The organism is Variovorax sp. KBW07 (assembly GCF_003852515.1).
GTDB lineage: Bacteria > Pseudomonadota > Gammaproteobacteria > Burkholderiales > Burkholderiaceae_C > Variovorax.
This window is the reverse complement of sequence record NZ_QAJK01000037.1, coordinates 23,082-43,125: the sequence shown is the minus strand read 5'-3', so window position 1 is coordinate 43,125 and position 20,044 is coordinate 23,082. Positions and strand designations below refer to the sequence as shown.

General features: G+C 64.9%; 22 protein-coding genes. 13 read left to right on the top strand and 9 right to left on the bottom strand.

Features of this window, described 5'->3' with window-relative positions; translation table 11 throughout:
- Positions 1–12 precede the first annotated feature (12 nt).
- The 3 genes from DBV14_RS08180 to ahpC all read right to left on the bottom strand — a co-directional run bounded on the left by DBV14_RS08180 (position 13) and on the right by ahpC (position 4,608).
- Positions 13–2,226: a TonB-dependent hemoglobin/transferrin/lactoferrin family receptor gene (locus DBV14_RS08180; RefSeq protein WP_124458688.1), complete on the bottom strand. Its 2,214-nt coding sequence runs from the start codon at positions 2,224–2,226 to the stop codon at positions 13–15.
- Positions 2,227–2,396: 170 nt separating this feature from the next.
- Positions 2,397–3,953, bottom strand: coding sequence for an alkyl hydroperoxide reductase subunit F (gene ahpF / locus DBV14_RS08175; RefSeq protein WP_124458687.1), 1,557 nt, complete (start codon positions 3,951–3,953; stop codon positions 2,397–2,399).
- Between the two features lie 91 nt (positions 3,954–4,044).
- Complete coding sequence (gene ahpC / locus DBV14_RS08170) at positions 4,045–4,608, bottom strand: alkyl hydroperoxide reductase subunit C (protein ID WP_028258851.1); 564 nt, start codon at positions 4,606–4,608, stop codon at positions 4,045–4,047.
- Positions 4,609–4,868: 260 nt separating this feature from the next.
- Here ahpC and bfr point away from each other — a divergent pair, with 260 nt between their 5' ends.
- The 12 genes from bfr to hemP all read left to right on the top strand — a co-directional run bounded on the left by bfr (position 4,869) and on the right by hemP (position 13,466).
- The gene (gene bfr, locus DBV14_RS08165; RefSeq protein WP_124458686.1) at positions 4,869–5,345 is read left to right on the top strand and encodes a bacterioferritin; all 477 of its coding nucleotides are present in this window, start codon (positions 4,869–4,871) and stop codon (positions 5,343–5,345) included.
- A 129-nt stretch (positions 5,346–5,474) separates the two neighbouring features.
- Positions 5,475–6,119, top strand: coding sequence for a PepSY-associated TM helix domain-containing protein (locus tag DBV14_RS08160; RefSeq protein WP_124458685.1), 645 nt, complete (start codon positions 5,475–5,477; stop codon positions 6,117–6,119).
- A gap of 72 nt (positions 6,120–6,191) precedes the next feature.
- Positions 6,192–6,692: a DUF2271 domain-containing protein gene (locus tag DBV14_RS08155; RefSeq protein WP_185545967.1), complete on the top strand. Its 501-nt coding sequence runs from the start codon at positions 6,192–6,194 to the stop codon at positions 6,690–6,692.
- Positions 6,693–6,777: 85 nt separating this feature from the next.
- Entirely contained in the window at positions 6,778–7,587 is an 810-nt protein-coding gene (locus DBV14_RS08150) for a DUF4198 domain-containing protein (protein ID WP_124458683.1), read from the top strand.
- A 26-nt stretch (positions 7,588–7,613) separates the two neighbouring features.
- Complete coding sequence (locus DBV14_RS08145; protein WP_185545964.1) at positions 7,614–8,624, top strand: FAD:protein FMN transferase; 1,011 nt, start codon at positions 7,614–7,616, stop codon at positions 8,622–8,624.
- Entirely contained in the window at positions 8,621–9,991 is a 1,371-nt protein-coding gene (locus DBV14_RS08140) for a sulfite reductase subunit alpha (protein WP_124458682.1), read from the top strand. Before DBV14_RS08145 ends, DBV14_RS08140 begins: the two co-directional genes overlap by 4 nt.
- A gap of 140 nt (positions 9,992–10,131) precedes the next feature.
- On the top strand, positions 10,132–10,812 hold the full coding sequence (locus DBV14_RS08135; protein WP_124458681.1) for a Fe2+-dependent dioxygenase: 681 nt from the start codon (positions 10,132–10,134) through the stop codon (positions 10,810–10,812).
- Positions 10,813–10,933: 121 nt separating this feature from the next.
- The gene (locus DBV14_RS08130; RefSeq protein ID WP_124458680.1) at positions 10,934–11,206 is read left to right on the top strand and encodes a bacterioferritin-associated ferredoxin; all 273 of its coding nucleotides are present in this window, start codon (positions 10,934–10,936) and stop codon (positions 11,204–11,206) included.
- A 101-nt stretch (positions 11,207–11,307) separates the two neighbouring features.
- Positions 11,308–12,000, top strand: a complete 693-nt coding sequence (locus DBV14_RS08125) for an energy transducer TonB (protein ID WP_185545966.1) — start codon at positions 11,308–11,310, stop codon at positions 11,998–12,000.
- Positions 12,001–12,022: 22 nt separating this feature from the next.
- Complete coding sequence (locus tag DBV14_RS08120) at positions 12,023–12,739, top strand: MotA/TolQ/ExbB proton channel family protein (RefSeq protein ID WP_124458678.1); 717 nt, start codon at positions 12,023–12,025, stop codon at positions 12,737–12,739.
- Positions 12,740–12,744: 5 nt separating this feature from the next.
- Positions 12,745–13,158, top strand: a complete 414-nt coding sequence (locus DBV14_RS08115; RefSeq protein ID WP_124458677.1) for a biopolymer transporter ExbD — start codon at positions 12,745–12,747, stop codon at positions 13,156–13,158.
- A gap of 95 nt (positions 13,159–13,253) precedes the next feature.
- Positions 13,254–13,466 (top strand): hemin uptake protein HemP, encoded by a 213-nt coding sequence (hemP, locus tag DBV14_RS08110; protein WP_056520696.1) that lies wholly within the window; start codon positions 13,254–13,256, stop codon positions 13,464–13,466.
- A gap of 180 nt (positions 13,467–13,646) precedes the next feature.
- Here hemP and DBV14_RS08105 read toward each other — a convergent pair whose 3' ends face one another.
- Entirely contained in the window at positions 13,647–14,054 is a 408-nt protein-coding gene (locus DBV14_RS08105; RefSeq protein ID WP_124458676.1) for a heme-binding protein, read from the bottom strand.
- A 166-nt stretch (positions 14,055–14,220) separates the two neighbouring features.
- Here DBV14_RS08105 and DBV14_RS08100 point away from each other — a divergent pair, with 166 nt between their 5' ends.
- Positions 14,221–14,922 (top strand): Bax inhibitor-1/YccA family protein, encoded by a 702-nt coding sequence (locus tag DBV14_RS08100; protein ID WP_124458675.1) that lies wholly within the window; start codon positions 14,221–14,223, stop codon positions 14,920–14,922.
- Positions 14,923–14,969: 47 nt separating this feature from the next.
- Here DBV14_RS08100 and rlmD read toward each other — a convergent pair whose 3' ends face one another.
- The 5 genes from rlmD to surE form a co-directional block, all read right to left on the bottom strand.
- Positions 14,970–16,406 (bottom strand): 23S rRNA (uracil(1939)-C(5))-methyltransferase RlmD, encoded by a 1,437-nt coding sequence (gene rlmD, locus DBV14_RS08095; RefSeq protein ID WP_124458674.1) that lies wholly within the window; start codon positions 16,404–16,406, stop codon positions 14,970–14,972.
- A gap of 65 nt (positions 16,407–16,471) precedes the next feature.
- Positions 16,472–17,500, bottom strand: a complete 1,029-nt coding sequence (locus tag DBV14_RS08090; protein ID WP_124458673.1) for a sigma-70 family RNA polymerase sigma factor — start codon at positions 17,498–17,500, stop codon at positions 16,472–16,474.
- A gap of 4 nt (positions 17,501–17,504) precedes the next feature.
- On the bottom strand, positions 17,505–18,410 hold the full coding sequence (locus DBV14_RS08085; RefSeq protein WP_124458672.1) for a peptidoglycan DD-metalloendopeptidase family protein: 906 nt from the start codon (positions 18,408–18,410) through the stop codon (positions 17,505–17,507).
- An 11-nt stretch (positions 18,411–18,421) separates the two neighbouring features.
- Positions 18,422–19,195, bottom strand: a complete 774-nt coding sequence (locus DBV14_RS08080) for a protein-L-isoaspartate(D-aspartate) O-methyltransferase (protein WP_124458671.1) — start codon at positions 19,193–19,195, stop codon at positions 18,422–18,424.
- A gap of 1 nt (position 19,196) precedes the next feature.
- Positions 19,197–19,955 (bottom strand): 5'/3'-nucleotidase SurE, encoded by a 759-nt coding sequence (surE, locus tag DBV14_RS08075; RefSeq protein ID WP_124458670.1) that lies wholly within the window; start codon positions 19,953–19,955, stop codon positions 19,197–19,199.
- Positions 19,956–20,044: the final 89 nt, after the last annotated feature.

Genomic DNA, 20,044 nt, shown 5'->3' with positions numbered 1-20,044 from the left:
GAGGTCGTGGCTTCAGAAGTCGGCCACCAGCGAGACGTTGAAACTGCGGCCCGGCTGGGTGTACGCATCGCGCAGGATCGACGTCGTGGTGACGCCGCGCACGTCGCTCCAGTTCCAGTAGCGCTTGTTGGTGAGGTTGGTGACCGATGCGTTCAGGCGCAGGTCTTTTCGAATGCGCCATTGCGCACTCACGTCGAAGGTGGTGGCCGCGGGCGTCAGGAACTGGGTGCCGGTCGTGACCTCGCTGCGGTCCACGTCGGACCACTTCTTGCGCGAATGATTCGTCGCATCCAGGCGCACGCTCCACACGGGCGCCTGGTACTTGATGCCGATGCTGGCCTTCTGCGGATCGATCGAATTGAGCGGCCTGTTGTTGCTGCGGTCGGTGCCGCGCGTCTGGCCGTAGGCAAAGGGCACCGAGAAGCCGTTGCCGTTCTCGGTGAAGTCGAGCTCGCCCTTGAACTCGAAGCCGCTGATGCGCGCACGGCCGACGTTGACCGACTGGTAGATCAGCGGATCGATGCGCGGGATGCCGCGGCCGCCCACCAGGCGGTCGTTCTCGATGAGGTTCTTGTAGTCGCCGGTGAAGGCCGCCACGTCGAAGCTCAGCACGCCGGTCTTGCCGCGCACGCCAAGCTCGACGTTCTGGCTCTTCTCGGGCCGCAGGTTCGGATTGGGGATGGTCTTGTACCCCTGGATCACGTTCTCGAAGAAGTTGTTGACCTGGAAGGCGTTGGGCGCCTTGAAGCCCGAGGCGTAGTTGCCGTACACGCTGAACTGCGGCGTCGCGCGGAACAGCACGCCCAGCTTGGGCGACACCGCCGAGCCCGACAGCGACACGGCCTGCGCGCTGAAGCCGCGCTGGCTGGCATCGAGCGAGAAGCGGTCGAAGCGAATGCCGGGCGTGATGCTCCAGCGGTCGTGAATGAATTCGTCCTGCACGTAGAACGCCGACGAGGTTTCACGCGTGTCGGGGAAGCGCTTGAGCGGGTAGCTTTCGCCGGTCGGCGGCACCAGGCCGGTCTGCAGGTTCTCGACGTTGGTGCGCGTGTAGTCGAAACCGTAGGTGATCTTCTGGGCCCAGCTGTCGCCCATGCGGATCGTCTTGTCGGCCTGCAGGCCGAGCTGCCAGGTGCTCTCGTCGTAAGTGACGTCGCGCGTGCGGTCGGCGGCGGTGAAGCGGTCTTCGTAGATGAATTCGCGCGACCGGGACTTCTGGTAGCTCACCACGCCGAGCAGGTTGTCGGCCACTGCGCTGTTCAGGCGCAGCCGGCCTTCGTAGGTGAAGCGGTCGCGCTGCAGGTCGGTCTTGGCGTTCAGGCCGACGACCGATGTCGAGGCGAAGGGCGGCTTGGAAATGCCCGACAGCAGGTCGTAGCGGCTGGTCTTCTCGATGTGCTCGAGCGTGAAGCTGTGGCGCTGGTCGGCGTTGGGCGAGAGGATGACCTTGGCGAGCACGGCCGCGTTCTTGTCGCGCTGCGGATTCGGCGTGGTGCGGTCGACGTTGGCCACGTTGGCGCGGCCCATGTTTTCGAGTTCGTTCGCGCGGCCGAGGCTGGCCGACACGAGCCACTGCATCGTGTCGTTGGGCTTGCCCGCCAGCGTGACGCCGACGCGCTTGCCGCTGTCGTCGCCGCTGTAGCCGACGCTCGTGCTGCCGCCGAAGGCCTTGCCGTCGCGCAGGTACGACGAGGGGTCGCGCGTGATGAAGTTGACCAGGCCCGCCAGGCCATCGGAGCCGTAGAGCGCCGAAGCCGGGCCCTTGATGATCTCGATGCGCTCGACCAGGCTGATGTCGAAGTAGTCTCGCCCGAATGCGTTGGCGCTGAACACATAGCTGCGCGGCGTGCGGATGCCGTCGGTCAGCAGCAGCACGCGGTTGCCGTCGAGGCCACGGACGTTGAAGCCCGCATTGCCGTCGCGCCCGGTGTTGCCCTGCGCCAGCCCGAAGCGCGCGGGCGCACGCTTGACCGACACGTTCGGCAGGTCGCGCACCGCGTCGCGGATGTCGTTGATCTGCTTGGACTCGATGTCGTCGCGCGTGATGACCTCGACGCTCACGGGCAGGTCCTGGCGGGCCTGCTCCGAGCGCGAGCCGCTCACCACCACTTCATTGAGCGCGACCTGCTGCGACCAGGCGGGCGCGGCAATGCCGAAGCCGGAAGCGATCAGCAGCGGCAGGAGAGCGAGACGGTGAGGATGGGAGCGGAGGTGTGTGGCGGCCACGAAAAAGGTCCAGAAACAGTTGAACAACTGCTTGCTGGACCTTGGGCGCAAGGCTTTGCGCGCGTGACCTGGCTGGCGGCGATGGGATTGTTAATCCCGGCCTTTATTGTATGAGAATAATTCTCATCTGATACAACTTGTGCCTTACTAGCGCAGGGTCAAAGCGGGTGTCAGGCCGGTGCCGACGAGCGGATCAGGTGGTCGAACGCACCGAGCGCCGCCTTGGCGCCGTCGCCGGCCGCGATGATGATCTGCTTGAACGGCACCGTGGTGGCGTCGCCGGCCGCGAACACGCCGGGCACCGAGGTCTGGCCGCGGGCGTCGACGATGATCTCGCCGTGCTTCGACAGCTCGACCGTGCCCTTGAGCCAGTCGGTGTTGGGCACGAGGCCGATCTGGATGAACACGCCTTCGAGCTCGACCTTCTTCAGCTCGCCGGTTGCGCGGTCCTTGTAGACCAGGCCGTTGACCTTCTGGTCGCCGGTGATCTCGGTGGTCTGCGCGTTGGTGAACACGTCGACGTTCGTCAGGCTCTTGAGCTTGCGTTGCAGCACGGCGTCGGCACGCAAGGCGGTGTCGAATTCGATCAGCGTGACGTGGCCCACGATGCCGGCCAGGTCGATGGCCGCTTCGACGCCCGAGTTGCCGCCACCGATGACCGCGACGCGCTTGCCCTTGAACAGCGGGCCGTCGCAATGCGGGCAGTACGCCACGCCCTTGTTCTTGAACTCGTGCTCGCCGGGCACGTTGATGTTGCGCCAGCGCGCGCCGGTGGAAATGATGACCGACTTGCTCTTGAGCGACGCGCCGCTTTCGAGCTGCACTTCGATCAGGTCCTTGCCCGGGACCAGCGCCTTGGCGCGCTGCAGATTCATGATGTCGACGTCGTAGTCGCGCACATGCTCTTCGAGCGCGTGGGCGAACTTCGGCCCTTCGGTTTCCTTGATGGAAATGAAGTTCTCGATGCCGAGCGTGTCGAGCACCTGGCCGCCGAAGCGTTCCGAGGCCACGCCGGTGCGAATGCCCTTGCGTGCCGCGTACACGGCAGCCGCGGCGCCCGCGGGGCCACCGCCGACGATGAGCACGTCGAACGGGTCCTTGCCGGCAATCTTCTTGGCTTCGCGCTCGACACCGCTGGTGTCGATCTTGGCGAGGATTTCTTCCAGGCTCATGCGGCCCTGGCCGAACTCGGTGCCGTTCAGGAACACGGTCGGCACGGCCATGATCTGGCGTTCCTTCACTTCGTCCTGGAAGGTGCCGCCTTCGATCATGGTGGTGCGGATGCGCGGGTTCTGGACGGCCATCAGGTTCAGCGCCTGGACCACGTCGGGGCAGTTGTGGCAGGTGAGCGAGACGTAGATCTCGAACTCGAAGTCGCCGTCGAGCGCCTTGATCTGGTCGAGCACGGCCTGCTCGACCTTGGGTGGGTAGCCGCCGATCTGCAGCAGCGCAAGGATCAGCGACGTGAATTCATGGCCCATCGGCAGGCCGGCAAAACGCGGGCCGTGGTTTTCGCTCGGGCGGTTGACCGAGAACGAGGGCTTGCGGTGGTTGTCGTCGCGGCTCTCGGTCAGCTTGACCAGCGGCGACGCTTCGGCAACGTCCTTCAGCAGCGACAGCATTTCGCCCGACGCCTTGCTGTCGTCGAGCGAGGCGACGATCTCGATCAGCTGCGTGGCGCGTTCGAGGTAACTCTTCAATTGGGCTTTGGTGCTGTCGTCGAGCATGGCGGACTCACTTTCGATATCTGAAAACTATCAAACGGGGAACAAAAAAGCCCGGGGCCTCGTGAGCGCCCGGGCTTTCGCGCGGGAGCGCTTAGATCTTGCCGACGAGGTCGAACGACGGGGCGATCGTCTTGTCGCCTTCATTCCACTTGGCCGGGCAGACTTCGTTCGGGTGCGCGGCGGTGTAGACCGCTGCCTTGAGCTTGCGCAGGGTTTCCTTGACGTCGCGGGCGATTTCGTTGGAGTGCACTTCGGCGGTCTTGATGATGCCTTCGGGGTTGATCACGAAGGTGCCGCGCAGTGCCAGGCCTTCTTCGGGGATGTGCACGCCGAAAGCGTTGGTCAGCGTGTGGGTCGGGTCGCCGACCAGGGGGAACTTGGCCTTGCCGACGGCCGGCGAGGTGTCGTGCCAGACCTTGTGCGAGAAATGCGTGTCGGTGGTCACGATGTAGACCTCGGCACCCAGCTTCTGGAACTCGGGGTAGTTGTCGGCTGCGTCTTCGACTTCGGTCGGGCAGTTGAAGGTGAAGGCGGCCGGCATGAAGATCAGCACGGACCACTTGCCCTTGAGCGTTTCGTCGGACACATCGATGAACTTGCCATTGAGGTAGGCCTGGGTCTTGAAGGGCAGGACTTGCGTGTTGATCAGGGACATAGTGATTCCTTGGATGCTGCGGTTGGAAAAATAATTGCGAGCCATCAGTATAACTACCAATCTCATATTTTCAATAGTTATGAGCTATTGAAAGTATTGGAGCTTGCTATGTTTGCGATGGGCTTGGCGCGGGCTTTCGGCGGGCCTCAATGCGAACGTGTATCGCCATCACACGCATGCAGACCGGCGGAGCATGGGATTGCTTGCAAGTGCTCGTAAACCCCTCTGACAATCACCGCTTTCAGAACAAGGAAAAAACCATGAAGGGCGACCCCAAGGTCATCGAACATCTGCAGGCGCAGCTCAAGAACGAGCTGACCGCGATCAACCAGTACTTCCTCCACTACCGCATGCTCAAGCATTGGGGCCTGGACAAGCTGGCGAAGAAGGAATACGAAGAATCGATCGGCGAAATGAAGCATGCCGACAAGCTGATGGACCGCATCTTCATGCTCGATGGCCTGCCGAACCTGCAGGACCTGGGCAAGCTGAACATCGGCGAAGACGTGCCCGAACTGCTGCGCTGCGACCTGGGTGCCGAAACCGGCGCACAAGCCACCATCAAGGACGGCATCGCGCATTGCGAGTCGGTTCGCGACTATGTTTCACGCGACCTGCTGCAAGAGATTTTGGACGACACCGAGGAGCACATCGACTTCCTGGAAACCCAGATCGACCTGATCGACCGGGTTGGCCTGCAGAACTACCTGCAGACGCAGATGGGCGAGCTCGAATAAGCCTGGCTGCCGAGGCTTTAGCGCCAACAAATCAACGGGACTTCGGTCCCGTTTTTTATTGCTTTACGTAACTTAACCCACCCCAAATAGCAGTCATTCTCATCTGCGCAGATACAATCCGCGCCTTCGATGACCGCTGCCCGCTCCGACAACCGCCGACGTGCCTACTGGCTCAAGACCCTGCACGAATGGCATTGGGTGAGCTCCGCGATCTGCCTGATCGGCATGATCCTGTTCAGCGTTACCGGGTTCACGCTCAACCATGCGTCCCAGATCGAAGCCAAGCCGGTCATCACCAAGCTGAGCGGCTCCATCGACGAGGCCTTGCGCACGCAGCTCGAAAAGCAGTTACCCGCCGCCAAGGCCCAAAAGGGCAAGGCTCCGCTGCCCGCCGAACTCCAGGGCTGGGTACAGAAAAACTGGGACGTGGGCACCGCCGGCCGCGAGGCCGAATGGTCGGACGACGAAATCTATCTCTCGCTCCCCCGACCTGGCGGCGACGCCTGGCTGCGGCTGAACCTGGCCGACGGCGAGATCGAATACGAGCGCACCGAACGCGGCTGGCTCTCTTACCTGAACGACCTGCACAAGGGCCGCAACACCGGCTCGGCCTGGAGCTGGTTCATCGACATCTTCGCGGGCGCCGCACTGGTCTTCTCGATCACCGGGCTGTTCATTCTCAAGATGCATGCGGGCAACCGCCCCTTCACATGGCCGATGGTCGGCATGGGGCTGGTGGTGCCGGTGCTGCTCGCGCTGCTGTTCATTCATTGACCTGTTGGTTCACCGATTCAAAAAAAGAGGTTTCACGTGCACGTTCGCTGCTATTCACTCGCGCCGATTGCCATGTCGGCCCTGCTCGCCGCTCCCGCATTCGCGGCCGGCCTCGCGGTCAACATCGAGATCCCGCGCCTGAACGTTTCCGAGTACCACCGCCCCTATGTGGCGACCTGGATCGAACGCGCCGACAACACGGTGGCCGGCACGCTGGCCGTCTGGTACGACGTGCGCACCAAGACCAACAACCCCGAGGGCGAAGGCACCAAGTGGTTGAAGGACATGCGCCAGTGGTGGCGCCGTGGCGGCCGTGAACTGGCGGTGCCGGTCGACGGCGTGACCGGTGCAACCAAGCCGGCCGGCAAGCACCAGCTCAGCTTCACCGAAGGCACGGCGCAAATGCCCAAGCTCGCGCCCGGAGCCTACAAGCTGGTGGTCGAAGCCGCACGCGAAGTCGGCGGCCGCGAGGTCGTGAGCATTCCGTTCCAGTGGCCTCCCACGGCCGCCGCGCAGCCGAGCGCCTCCGGCAAGGAAGAGCTCGGTGAGATCAAGCTCGAACTCAAGCCCTGACCCATACCGGATATCGGACACCGGACGGATCGACTTTTCGCCTCGCTCTCCTTCCATCGACAGCCCGTCACTTCAAGGACACCCCATGACCCGCTTCAACCTGCGCGCTGCCAGCCTCGCCATTGCCCTGTCGGCCATCGCATCAGCCTCCATGGCGCACAACGCCTGGCTGCTGCCCTCTTCCACCGTGTTCTCCAAGGCCGACACGGTCACGGTCGATGCGTCGGTCTCGAACGACCTGTTCGTCTCCAACCATGCACCGCTGCGGCTCGATGGCCTGCAGATCACGGCGCCCGACGGCAGCATGGTCAAGCCCGAAACCGAAGCCAAGCTCAAGTTCCGCAACGTGTTCGACGTGAGCGTCGCGCAGTCGGGCACCTACCGCATTGCCGTCGTCAACGCAGGTGCCTTCGCCAGCTGGAAAGACAAGGCCACCGGCCAGAACAAGCGCGCACGCGGCACGGCCGAGACCATCGGCAAGGAAATCCCCGCCGATGCGCAAGAGGTCACCATCACGCAGTCGTCCGGCCGCATCGAAACCTTCGTGACGGTCGGCAAGCCCTCCGCGCTCAAGCCGATCGGCCAGGGCCTGGAACTGATTGCTGTCGGCAGCCCGACCGACCTGGTCAAGGGTGAAAAAGCCACCTTCACGCTGCACCTCGACGGCCAGCCCGCCAAGTCGCTCGAAGTGAGCGTGACCGCAGGCAACACGCAGTACCGCGACAAGCTCGAGGAGGTCAAGCTCAAGACCGACGACAAGGGCCAGTTCAGCGTGACCTGGCCGGCCGCCGGCATGTACTGGCTCGAAGCCACCACCAAGGACAACAAGACCACGGTGCCGCAAGCCAAGGAACGTCGCCTGAGCTATGCGGCCACCCTTGAAGTGATGCCCTGACGCAGACCCCGACACAGTCCGCAGCCTTGGGAATTTCGTTCAGCACCTGGCGCGCCGGCGGCTATGCCAACGCCGCCGTTCCGCGCCGCGCCGACCCCGCCACATTGCAGCATTTGGGTGGGCAGACCATGGGCACCACCTGGTCGCTGCGCTTCGACAATCCGCGCATGTTGCCGCTGGCGCAAGTGCAGGAAGCCGTCGATGCGGCGCTGGCACGGGTGGTCGCGCAGATGAGCCACTGGGAAGTGGATTCAGACATCGGCCGCTTCAACCGCGCGCCCGCAGGCTCGCGCCATGTGCTTGCACGGGAGTTCGCGCAAGTGATGGCATGTGCCCTGCGCTGGGCGGCGGCCAGCGGCGGCGCGATCGATCCGACCGTCGGCCCGTTGATCGCCTGTTGGGGCTTTGGGCCCGACGCGCAAGAAGACGGCGGTCTTCCCGCCGCGCAAGTGTTGGCGGACGCACGTGCACGCGTCGGCTGGCAACGGCTCGCTTTCGATGCGGACGAAGGCTCACTGCTTCAGCCCGGCGGCATCGCGCTCGATCTCTCCGGCATCGCCAAGGGTTTCGCGGTCGATCATGGCGTCGACGCGTTGCGTGCACTTGGCCTGCCCGACCTTCTGTTCGAAATCGGGGGAGAGTTGCGAGGCATTGGCCGGCGCCCCGGTGGACAACCGTGGCAGATACAGGTAGACAGCGAGCCGACCGGCGCGCGGCGCATCGCGCTGGCCGACATGGCCGTCGCCACGTCGGGCGACCGCTGGCACCAGCGCGCGCATGAAGGGCGCAGCTGGTCGCACACCATCGATCCGCGAACCGGTGAACCGACCGCGCATTCGCTGGCCAGCGTCACCGTGCTGCATGCGGAGTGCATGCAGGCCGACGCACTGGCCACGGTGTTGACGGTGCTGGGCCCCGACGAAGGATTCGACTTTGCGGAGCAGCACGGCGTGGCCGCGTTGTTCGTGAGTCGCGGCCCAACAGCATCGCCAGCCGTGCGAACCACGCGCGCGTGGCCCGCACCAAGCCAGGCATGAACGACGCTGCATGGCGCGCGCTGGGCGCAAGCTCCACCGTGGCAGCCTATGCGGCGCTCTGCGCGGCGATCTACCTGCGCGCACGCAGGCAAAAGACAGCCGCGGTGCGCGATGCCGCGGCGCTTTCTGGCAATGGCGGCCAACCCTCGACCCTGGTGCTGTTCGCCAGCCAGACGGGCCAGGCCGAAGCCATCGCCTGGCAGACCGCCCGCCGGCTGCACGCCGCCGGCACGCCAGCACGGGTGATGGAACTGAACGCCCTGGATGCCGCAACGCTGGGGAGCACGGAACGCGCCCTCTTCGTCGCGAGCACCTACGGCGAAGGCGATGCACCCGATGGCGCCAGCGTGTTTGCAGAACGGGTGATGGGATCGCCTTCGGCGCTGGCCTCGCTGCGCTACGCGGTGCTCGCGCTGGGTGATCGCCAGTACACCAACTTCTGCGGCTTCGGCCGCGCGCTCGATGCGTGGCTGCATGCCGCGGGGGCTGTTCGCGAATTCGAACGCATCGACGTGGACAACAGCGACCCCGCTGCGCTGGCCGAATGGCACGCGCGATGGGGTGCGGCAGCGGACCTCGAATCCAGCCTGGAAGAGCAGGCAGCGTCATTCGCACAGTGGCGGCTCGCCTCGCGTGAGTTGCTGAATGCTGGCAGTGCGGGCGCCCCGGTCTTTCATCTCGGCCTGGTGCCTTCACACGCCGGCGCGATGCCGCATTGGGCCTCGGGCGATCTGGTGCAGATTGCCGTTGCAAGCGACCCCACACGCCCGCGCGACTACTCGATCTCCTCGCTGCCCACCGACGGCGAGTTGCAGCTGCTCGTTCGGCAGGAGCAGCATCCCGACGGCACGCTGGGCAGCGCCTCGGGCCTGCTCAGCTCCACGCTTTCAGTCGGGGACACCGTGGCCTTGCGCCTGCGGCCGCACCGGGGCTTTCGTCTAGACGGCAACGAATCGCGACCGCTGATCCTCATCGGCAACGGCACCGGGCTGGCCGGCCTGCGCGCCCATCTGCGCGCACGCGCCGCGGCGGGGAGGCACGACAACTGGCTGGTGTTCGGCGAACGCCAGGCGGCGCACGATTTTCTCTACCGCGACGAAATAGAAGCCTGGCAGGCCGATGGCGTGCTGCAGCGGCTCGACATGGTGTTCTCGCGCGACCAGCCGGAGCGCTTCTATGTACAGCACAGGCTGCTGCAGTCGGCCGACACGCTGAAGGATTGGCTGCGCAACGGCGCGGCCGTCTACGTATGCGGCAGCCTCCAGGGCATGGCATCGGGCGTCGACGCCGCCCTGCGCCAGGTGGCCGGCGAAGCACTTTGGAGCGAGCTATCGACGACCGGGCGCTACCGTCGCGACGTCTACTGATACCCAGCGTTCCGGGCACACCCCGGAACGCGCTCGCCAGTTTTCTGATCGCCTTTGAGCCCGCCGGGGAAACCCGGTGCGGTGCGACACTCGAGTCCCTGCCAAAACCGGGGCCTTTTCTTTTGCGGAGTTTCTGAAAAATGATGCTGCATGTGCCTGATGTGCTCAGTCCCACCCAGGTGCGCGAAATGCGCGCGGCGCTGGCCGCCACCCAGTGGATCGATGGCCGCGAGACGGTCGGCGACCAGGGTGCGCAGGTCAAGCGCAATCGCCAGTTGCCGGAACAATCGGCCGTTGGGCGCGAACTCGGCAGCGTGGTGCTCGCCGCGCTGGCCCGGAACGCGCTGTTCTTCTCGGCGGCGCTGCCTTCGCGTTTTGTGCCGCCGCTGTTCAACAGCTACGAGGGCGGCGAGCATTACGGCGTTCATGTCGACGGCGCGGTGCGCTCGCTGCCGGGGAGCGGCCAGCAGCTGAGAACCGACCTGTCTTGCACGCTGTTCCTGTGCGACCCGGACGACTACGACGGCGGCGAACTCGAGGTGATCGACACCTACGGCTCGCACGAAGTGAAGCTTCCGGCCGGCGACCTCATTCTTTACCCGGCCAGCAGCCTGCACCGCGTTCACCCGGTGACGCGCGGGGCGCGGGTGTGTTCTTTCTTCTGGCTGCAGAGCATGGTGCGCAACGACCAGCAGCGCAGCATGCTGTTCGAGCTCGACCAGAACATCCAGAAACTGCGCGCCCGCCTGGGCGAGTGCGAGGAAACGGTGGCGCTGGCGGGCCACTATCACAACCTGCTGAGGCTCTGGTCGGAGGTCTAACCGCTGAAAAATGGGCCTTGGCGCTGAATTAGCCAGTAACACCATGGTTATTGCAAATGCGATGGATTCTTATTTATAATGAATCACATCCAACAGCCAGCCAACTGCCGCTTTCACAGCCATGATCGTTTGCGTCTGCCGCCGAGTCTCCGACCGCGAAATCGCACGTCATGTGCGGGCGGGCATGACTTTCGACGAAGTGCAATTCGAGCTCGGCGTGGCCACCCAATGTGGCCAGTGTGAAGGCTGTGCGCGCGATATCGTCGCGCAGTGCAGCGCTTCGCACCCGGTCGCCGCCTTGAATTGCGAAACGGGTCCGAGAGCGATCCAGCTTGCCAACTCCATCAAGGAAAGCAAGGCATGGAACTCGTCTCGGCACTCGGCGGCAGCCTGATCCTGGTCGCAGGATCGGTCTGGTGGATTTTTCACAAGTAATGTCGTCGTAGCGGTTTTGCTGCAATCGGGGTACGTTCCGTCGTGCCCGCACTCGAATGGTTGATCGTGTCTGACCGCTTTGCTCCCCCCCCTTCCGTCCTCGGCCTCTCGCGTACTGCCGTCATTGCCGGCAGCGTCATCCTGTTTCACGGCGCCGCGCTCTGGGCGCTGCAAAGCGGATTGCTGCGCCGCGCCGCCGAAGTGGTGATTCCCGTCGAAATACTGAGCCAGTTCGTCGAGCCGCCCAAGCCCAAGGCCGACCCTCCTCCGCCCCCACCGCCGCCGCCCCAGCCCAAGGTGAGCAAGGCGCCGCCGCCTCCGCGGCCGCAAGCCATTCGCGAACCGAAGCCCACGCCCGCGCCGCAGGCCCCCGTGGGCACGACGGAGCCGCCACCTCCGGCAACGCCACCGGCACCTCCCGCTCCGCCAGCGCCCCCCGCACCGCCGCCGGCACCTCCGGCACCGCCCGCGGTGCAATTGCCCTCGAGCAACGCCGACTACCTGCAGAACCCCAAGGCAACCTACCCCGCCATGAGCAAGCGGCTCGGCGAACAGGGCAAGGTCATCGTTCGGGTGCTGGTCGGCGTCGACGGCCTGCCCAAGAGCGCCGAAGTCAAGAAATCCAGCGGCTTCGATCGCCTCGACGAGGCCGCTGTCGAATACATCCTCAAGTGCCGGTTCGTGCCCGGCAAGGTCAACGGCGTGGTGCAGGCCATGTCCTATGACGCCCCCGTCAACTACGTCTTGAATTAATTTTTCTCTGGAGCAACTTCGTATGGATTCCCAATTTGGCTTGATGAACGTCTGGAACCAGGGCGATTTCGTCACCAAGGCCGTCGCGGTGCTGTTGATCGGCATGTCGCTCGCGTCGTGGATCGTGATCATCGTCAAGGCGCTCGACGTCATCAAGTACAAGCGCCTTGCCAAGCATTCGCAAGACTTCTGGCACAGCGAAGACTTCGCCACCGCGCTCAACAAGCTCGGCAAGGACGACAGCAACCCGTTCCGCGCCCTGGCGCTCGAAGGCCGCGAAGCCGCTGCGCACCACCGCAACACCAAGGCCCACCTGCACGATGCGCTCGACGTGAGCGACTGGATCACGCGTTCGCTGCGCAATGGCATCGACGCATTCACGGCACGCCTGCAGACCGGCCTGGCTATTCTGGCCTCGGTGGGCTCCACCGCTCCCTTCATCGGCCTGTTCGGCACGGTCTGGGGTATCTATCACGCGCTCATGAGCATCGGCTCGGCCGGCCAGGCGACCATCGACAAAGTGGCGGGCCCCATCGGCGAAGCGCTCATCATGACGGCGCTGGGCCTGGCAGTGGCCATTCCGGCCGTGCTGGGCTACAACGCCCTGGTGCGCGGCAACAAGTTCGTGCTGACCAAGCTCAACAGCTTCGCGCATGACCTGCACGCCTACTTCGTGACCGGCGCCCGCGTGCAAAGCGGCAGCGGCGAAGCCGTCGTGGTTCCGCTCAAGAAGGGCTGAGCATCATGGCTTTCGGAACGCAAGACGAACCCGATGAGGTGATGAACGAGATCAACATGACGCCGCTGGTCGACGTCATGCTGGTGCTCCTGATCATCTTCATCATCACCGTGCCGGTGATGAAGCACGCCGTCAACATCGACCTGCCGCGCGCCACCAGCGAGCCCGAGCAGCCGAAGCCGCAGAACATTTTGTTCAGCGTCACGGCCGACGGCGCCTACTACTGGAACGAACAGAAAATCGAAGACAGCGAGCTGCCGAACCGACTGGCCGCCGAAGCCGCCAAGGAACCGCAGCCCGAACTGCACATCCGCGGCGACAAGGCTGTGCGCTACGAGCGCGTGGCCAAGGCCATGTCGGAAGCCCGCGAAGCCGGCGTGCGCAAGATCGGCTTCATCACGGAGCCCGATTCGAAGTAATGAAGTGACCGCAAGAAAAAAAAGTTGATCGCAGCGATTGACTTCTTGTTGAGAACAATTATCATTCACTCATCGCTTCGATAAGGGAACTCCAGATGCCAGCCACACCGAATGCCTTTTCTGTTCTGAACCATCCTTCGCTCGACCAGTCGGGTGGCGGCCATGCGTCCATCCAGGCAACGCGTCCGGCGCCGATGGTCGAAAGCACGGAGCTTCTCAAGGGAAGCAAGACCGTGGGCATCATGCACAACGGTTCGCTCTATCGGCTTCAAGCCACCAAACTCGGCAAGCTGATCCTGACCAAGTAGGTCATTCAGCCCGCCCCTCGCGCAAGTTTCATCGTGGGGCGACTCAAGGAGATTCATCTCCGAAGGGTCGTTTTTTGCTAGCCAACGGTTCGCCGACTAGCCAAGCTTTTTTTCACGCTGAACACCGCCAAACGAAAACGCCGACCTCGAAGTCGGCGTTTTGCGTTGTGGCGGGAAAACTCAGAGGCCGAGGGCCGCGATGCCTGCCTTGGCGATCTGCGCGTCTTCGTTCGACTTCACGCCGCTCACGCCCACGGCGCCGATCACATGGCCGTCCTTCACGATCGGCACGCCGCCTTCGAGCAGGCCCTGCACCGCGGGCGCCGTCAGGAATGCCGTGCGGCCGCCGTTGATGATGTCTTCATAGACCTTGCTTTCGCGCCGGCCCATGGCGGCCGTGTGCGCCTTGGCGGGAGCGATGTGCGAAGACAGCGCCGCTGCACCGTCCAGGCGCTGCAGCCAGAGCAGGTTGCCGGCGTCGTCCGAGATGGCGATGGTCACGGCCCAGTTGTTCTTGAGAGCCTCGGCTTCCGCTGCTGCTGCAATGGCCTTGACGTCGGAGAGTTCGAGGAATGATTTGGTCTTCATGGTGCGCTCTGGTTGCGTAAAAACCCGACAGCATAACGGCCATGTCGCCAGAGGTGCCTGCAGCGCTTGGGAACACCCCTGCTACGGTCTTTCAGATACCCTGCTCTTGCAGCCCCCTAGAATGCGCCCCAACTGCGTGATTGCAGCAACCACAGGAGCTCCGGCCATGAACGACCGCGTTACCACTCTCGAAACCTCTACCGGCTACGGCCAGACGCTGGCCCAAGCCGACCGCCAGCGCGTGCTGCGCAATACCTACTGGCTGCTGGCCCTGAGCCTGCTGCCCACCGTGCTGGGCGCCTGGGTCGGCGTCAGCACCGGCATCACCCGTTCGCTCACGGGCGGGCTCGGCCTCATCGTCTTTTTGGGCGGCGCCTTCGGCTTCATGTTCGCCATCGAGAAGACGAAGAATTCCGCCGCCGGCGTGCCCGTGCTGCTGGCCTTCACCTTCTTCATGGGCCTGATGCTGTCGCGCCTCATCGCGATGGTGCTCGGCTTCAAGAACGGCTCCGAACTCATCATGACGGCCTTCGGCGGCACCGCCGGCGTGTTCTTCGTGATGGCCTCGCTGGCCACCGTCATCAAGCGCGACCTGTCGGGCATGGGCAAGTTCCTGTTCGTCGGCGCACTGGTGCTGATGCTCGGCGCCGTCATCAACGTGTTCGTCGGCTCGAGCACCGGCATGCTGGTCATCTCGGTGGCTGCCATCGGCATCTTCTCCGCCTACATGCTCTATGACCTGAAGCAGATCATGGACGGCGGCGAAACCAACTACATCAGCGCCACGCTGGCCCTGTACCTCGACCTGTTCAATGTCTTCCAGAGCCTGCTGGCCCTGCTGGGTATCTTCGGCGGCGAGCGCGACTGAGCAAGCGATTTACCGACAAAGAGCAAGGGCCCCGAGGGGCCCTTTTCTCATTCCAGCTCGAACACCGCAATCGACTCGACGTGCGCCGTGTGCGGGAACATGTTGACCACCCCCGCGAAAGTGCAGCGGTAGCCCGCCTGATGCACCAGCAACCCGGCGTCGCGTGCCAGCGTCGATGGATTGCAGCTCACGTAGACGATGCGCTTCGGCGGCGTCCAGCCATCGGTGCGCAACTCGGGCTGTTGATGCAGATCGGCCATGGCCTTGGCAAGAGCAAAGGCGCCTTCGCGCGGCGGGTCGACCAGCCATTTGTCGGCGCTGCCATCGGCGACCAGCATGGCCGGCGTCATCTCGAACAGATTGCGTGCCACGAACCTGGTATCGGACAACGCACGCCGGTCGCTCGTGGCAGGCTGGTTCTTCTTGAAGTTGTCCGTGGCGCGCGCCACCAGCGTGTCGCTGCCCTCGATGCCCAGCACCTCGCGCGCGCGGCTGGCCAACGGCAGGGTGAAGTTGCCCAGGCCGCAGAACCAGTCGATCACCCGCTCTTCGGGCTGCACGTCGAGCAGGCGCAGCGCCTTGCCGACCAGCGCCCGGTTGATGTGCGGATTGACCTGCGTGAAGTCGGTGGGCTTGAACGGCATGGTGACGCCGAATTCGGGCAGCCGGTACGCCAGCGGCGTGCCGCCCTCTTCCAGCAGCTTCACGGTTTCCGGCCCCTTGGCCTGCAGCCACCACTGAACCCCCTCGTTGGCGGCCGCAAAAGCCTTCAGGCGGTCGATGTCGGCAGCCGACAGCGGCTCCAGGTGCCGGAGCACCAGCGCGATGGTTCCGAGCGCCGTGGAGCCCGGTGCATCGCCGCAGGCCAGCTCGATCTGCGGACAGGTCTCGCGCGCGTCCATGGAGCCGATCAGCGCCCGCAGCGGCATCAGCATGTTGCTGACCTGCTTCGGCAACACCGGGCACACCTGCATGTCGGCAAGGTAGCGGCTCTTGCGCTCGTGAAAGCCGATCAGCACCGTGCCTTTCTTGACCACGTGGCGCACCGACAGCCGCGCGCGGTAGCGGTAGTGCCATGCCGGCCCTTCGAGCGGCCGCAAGACGTTTTCGGGGCGTACCTTGCCCAGGTGCCACAGGTTGTCTTCGAGCGCACGCTGTTTCACGGCCACCTGGGCCGCCGCGTCCAAGTGCTGCATCTTGCAGCCGCCGCAAGCGCCCGTATGGAGGCCGAAATGCGGGCAGCCCGGGCGCACCCGCTGCGACGATTCACGCCGGATGGTCGTGACCGTGCCTTGCTCCCAGTTGTTCTTGCGCCGATGAACGTTGAACTGCACTTCCTCGAAAGGCAATGCACCTTCGATGAAGACGACCATGCCGTCTGCCTTGTGCGCAACGCCTTGCGCATCGAGGTCGAGCGACTCGACCTGCAGCCATTCTTCGCCGGGATTCGTGGGGGTTTTCTTGTCTTCGATGGGTTCCGTCATCCCCCGATTGTCTCAGCGCGGCCGGGACCGTCCGGCGGGGCGGTGCGCGTTGTTCGCTCTGGCCGCTAGAACAGCGCGTCGCGGCCAACGCCGGAGCGCACCAGGTGCCTGCGCATCTTGGCGAGGGCCTCGTTCTGGATTTGCCTCACACGCTCACGCGTGAGGCCCAGGCGAACGCTCAGCACCTCCAGCGTTTCGGGCTCGCGGTCGTGCAGGCCATAGCGCCCCTCCAGCACCTCGCGTTCGCGTGCATCGAGGGCATGGACCCACTGGTCGAGCAGGCGCTCCACCTCGTGCGCCTGCGTCACGCCCGTCGGATTGCCCTGCTCGTCGTCCGACGCCACGGTGTCGGCCAGGGTGAAGCCCCCTTCTTCTCCACGCGCATCGCCGGCGTCCAGCGAGCGCGGCGCCTCGGAAAGCGCCAGCAGATCGGCCACCGCCTGCACGTCGCGGCCGAGCAGCGCGGCGATGTCTTCCACGCGCACGCCGTCGGGGCGGTGGGCAAGAAATTCGGCATCGCTTTCCAGTGTTCGGCGCGCCCGCAATACCTGCTGCAGTTCACGCACCACGTGAACCGGCAACCGGATCGCGCGCGCCTGCGTCATGACCGCGCGTTCGACCGACTGGCGAATCCACCAGGTTGCATACGTGGAAAAACGAAAACCGCGTTCGGGCTCGAACTTGGTGATGGCATGCATCAGCCCGAGATTGCCCTCTTCGATGAGGTCCGACAGTGGCACGCCGCGCCCGAGATAGCTCTTGGCAATGTTGACCACGAGCCGCAGGTTGTGCTCGATCATCGATTGCCGTGCCGCGAAATCGCCGGCGCGCGCGGCGCATGCCGCCTGGTATTCCTCGGCGGGCGTGAAGAGCTCGGTACGCCGGACCTGGCGCAGGTAGATGGTCAGAGCATCGGCGCCCTCGCCGCCGATCAGTTCGGCCAACGCGCCATTGGGCGGCGCGATGTCACCAGCGGAAGAGTCGGGAACGGGCTCCGAGGGGAGCGAGCCCTCGTCCTGCGGCTCTACCTCGCTGCTGCCTCGTCCCACCAGCCCGCGCACGGGCAGCGTGCGGCGGGGGCGGGAGGCAGCCATGGCATCACCGGCCGGGCAGGTAGCGCGAAGGATCGACGGGCTTGCCCTGGCGGCGGATCTCGAAGTGCAGCTTCACGCGGTCGGCGTCGCTGTTGCCCATTTCGGCGATCTTCTGGCCCTTCTGAACCGACTGGTCTTCCTTCACGAGCAGCGCCTGGTTGTGCGCATAGGCCGTGAGATAGGTGTTGTTGTGCTTCAGGATGATCAGGTTGCCATAGCCGCGCAGGCCGGCACCGGCATACACCACGCGGCCATCGGCGGCGGCCAGCACCGGGTCGCCCGCCTTGCCGCTGATGTCGTAGCCCTTGTTCTTGGCTTCGTCGAAGCCCGCGATCAGCGAGCCGCTGGCGGGCCAGATCCAGCCGAGGTCTTCATCACCCGAATTGCCGCCGCTGCCCGGACCCGCCGGAGAAGCCGTGACCGGCGCCGGTGGCTTGCTCGCACCGCTGGAGGGCGTGGTGGGCACCACGGCCGGCTGCGGCGCCACGGGCTTCGTGACTGCTTCGGGCGACGACGTTGCGGGCGCCGTGGCGACCACCGTTGCGGAACCCGTCGGCGGAATCACGCGCAACACCTGGCCGACTTCGATCAGGTCCGGGTTGTCGATGTTGTTCCAGCGAACGATGTCTTGCCAGCGCTGCCCCGTCTCGTTGCCGATGCGGCGGATCGTGTCGCCGGGGCGCACGGCGTAGTAGCCGGGCTTGCCGTAGTTCTCGATACCGGCGAGCGGCTTGCCGTTGGCGTCGGTGGTGATGGGTGGGCCACCAGGCACCGTTGCGCCAGGAGCGCGCGTCATGGTGCCGCGGTCCTCGACTGGCGCCGGCCCACGCGGTGCGGCACAGCCTGCGATCACGAGCACAACGGCCAACGTGACGCCAGCGAACCAACTCCGATTGCCAAAACCCTGCATTTGTTATTCCTTCAAGCGATGCCTGATTTTAGGGGGACAAAGTGGACCGCCTCAAGAATGAGCCGCTCCAGTCCCCGGGGGGTCTTGTCGATGACGACAAGGGCTTGGCCACCGCTCGCGGACTGGGTCGGCGCCACGATGCGCCCGCCCACGGCAAGCTGTTCGATCCAGGCCTCCGGCACGGCCTCGCCGCCCGCCGCGGCAATGATGCCGGCATAGGGCGCGCCCTTGGCATAGCCGACCATGCCGTCGCCCAGCATCAGGTGGACCGTGGTCAGGCGGAAATGCCGCAGGTTGGCGCGGGCCCGCTCGTGCAGGCCCCGCAGTCGCTCGATGCTGTAGACCTCGGCGGCCACGTGGTTGAGCACGGCCGCCTGGTACCCGCAACCGGTGCCGATTTCGAGCACGCGGCCCAGGCGATCTTGCGGCTTTCCAGCCAGCGCGGGGGCCCCCAGCAGCAGCTCGATCATGCGAGCCACCACATTGGGCTTGGAAATGGTCTGCCCCAGGCCGATAGGCAGGCTCGTATCTTCGTACGCCTGGTTGACCAGCGCGCTGTCGACAAAGCGGTGCCGCTCCACCGTGCCCATGGCGCGCAGCACGCGCGGATCGGAAATGCCCTGGGCGGCAAGCCTTTGCACCATGCGCGCACGCACGGCGTCGGACGCCATCGACGGCGTTGTCGGTACCATGGGCTTGACCGGCGCGGCAGGCATGCGCCCGCGCGTGGCGGCCGAAGCGGTGGGGGTCAGGCGAACCGGGAAACTGGGCCGTTGCGTGGCCATGTCAGCTGCCGAGACGGGCCACCGTCTCGCGCCATTGCCCCAGGTTGGCGTGGTCGGTCAGGTCGATCTGCAACGGCGTCAAGGCGATGTGGCCGGCCGAGGTGGCATGAAAGTCGGTGCCTTCGCCGCTGTCCTTGGCACTGCCGGCGCCTGCGATCCAGTACATGGTCTCGCCACGTGGGCTGTCCTGGGTGATCACTTTTTCCGCGGCGTGGCGGCGGCCGAGCCTGCAGACCTTGACGGGCTTCAGCTCCTCGAAAGGCCGGTTCGGCACATTCACATTGAGCAGGAACGCCGGGCCGCCGAGCATGCGCTCGCGCTCGATCTGCTGCACCAGCCGCCGAGCGACCTGACCCGCCGCATCGACATGCGCCCAGCCTTTCTCGATCTGCGAGAACGCGATGGCGGGAATACCGAACAGGTAGGCTTCCATTGCCGCGCCGACCGTGCCCGAATAGATGGTGTCGTCGCCCATGTTGGCGCCGTTGTTGATGCCGGAAACCACCAGGTCGGGCCGGTAGTCGAGCAGGCCCTTGAGCGCGATGTGCACGCAATCGGCCGGCGTGCCGGTCACATAGCGAAATCCGTTGTGCGCCTCGCGCACGTAAAGCGGCGCGGCCAGCGTCAGTGCATTCGACTTGGCGCTGTTGTTGTGCTCGGGTGCGACCACCTCGACATCGGCGATGTCCTTGAGCGCTTCGTACAGTGCGACGATGCCAGGCGCCTGAAAGCCATCGTCATTGGAAATAAGTATCTTCATGGTGCCTCTGGATGCACCGGATTGTAGGCGTCGGGTGCGTCGCAGCAGGGACAAGGACACCCCGCCGCGGCCCCTATCATCGCCCGCAG

Coding starts and splice junctions, on each gene's coding strand:
- ahpF (WP_124458687.1), bottom strand. CDS start 3,953: ATGCTCGACGACAGCACCAAAGCCCAATTGAAGAGTTACCTCGAACGC.
- ahpC (WP_028258851.1), bottom strand. CDS start 4,608: ATGTCCCTGATCAACACGCAAGTCCTGCCCTTCAAGACCCAGGCCTAC.
- bfr (WP_124458686.1), top strand. CDS start 4,869: ATGAAGGGCGACCCCAAGGTCATCGAACATCTGCAGGCGCAGCTCAAG.
- DBV14_RS08160 (WP_124458685.1), top strand. CDS start 5,475: ATGACCGCTGCCCGCTCCGACAACCGCCGACGTGCCTACTGGCTCAAG.
- DBV14_RS08155 (WP_185545967.1), top strand. CDS start 6,192: ATGTCGGCCCTGCTCGCCGCTCCCGCATTCGCGGCCGGCCTCGCGGTC.
- DBV14_RS08150 (WP_124458683.1), top strand. CDS start 6,778: ATGACCCGCTTCAACCTGCGCGCTGCCAGCCTCGCCATTGCCCTGTCG.
- DBV14_RS08140 (WP_124458682.1), top strand. CDS start 8,621: ATGAACGACGCTGCATGGCGCGCGCTGGGCGCAAGCTCCACCGTGGCA.
- DBV14_RS08135 (WP_124458681.1), top strand. CDS start 10,132: ATGATGCTGCATGTGCCTGATGTGCTCAGTCCCACCCAGGTGCGCGAA.
- DBV14_RS08130 (WP_124458680.1), top strand. CDS start 10,934: ATGATCGTTTGCGTCTGCCGCCGAGTCTCCGACCGCGAAATCGCACGT.
- DBV14_RS08120 (WP_124458678.1), top strand. CDS start 12,023: ATGGATTCCCAATTTGGCTTGATGAACGTCTGGAACCAGGGCGATTTC.
- DBV14_RS08115 (WP_124458677.1), top strand. CDS start 12,745: ATGGCTTTCGGAACGCAAGACGAACCCGATGAGGTGATGAACGAGATC.
- hemP (WP_056520696.1), top strand. CDS start 13,254: ATGCCAGCCACACCGAATGCCTTTTCTGTTCTGAACCATCCTTCGCTC.
- DBV14_RS08105 (WP_124458676.1), bottom strand. CDS start 14,054: ATGAAGACCAAATCATTCCTCGAACTCTCCGACGTCAAGGCCATTGCA.
- DBV14_RS08100 (WP_124458675.1), top strand. CDS start 14,221: ATGAACGACCGCGTTACCACTCTCGAAACCTCTACCGGCTACGGCCAG.
- rlmD (WP_124458674.1), bottom strand. CDS start 16,406: ATGACGGAACCCATCGAAGACAAGAAAACCCCCACGAATCCCGGCGAA.
- DBV14_RS08090 (WP_124458673.1), bottom strand. CDS start 17,500: ATGGCTGCCTCCCGCCCCCGCCGCACGCTGCCCGTGCGCGGGCTGGTG.
- DBV14_RS08085 (WP_124458672.1), bottom strand. CDS start 18,410: ATGCAGGGTTTTGGCAATCGGAGTTGGTTCGCTGGCGTCACGTTGGCC.
- DBV14_RS08080 (WP_124458671.1), bottom strand. CDS start 19,195: ATGGCCACGCAACGGCCCAGTTTCCCGGTTCGCCTGACCCCCACCGCT.
- surE (WP_124458670.1), bottom strand. CDS start 19,955: ATGAAGATACTTATTTCCAATGACGATGGCTTTCAGGCGCCTGGCATC.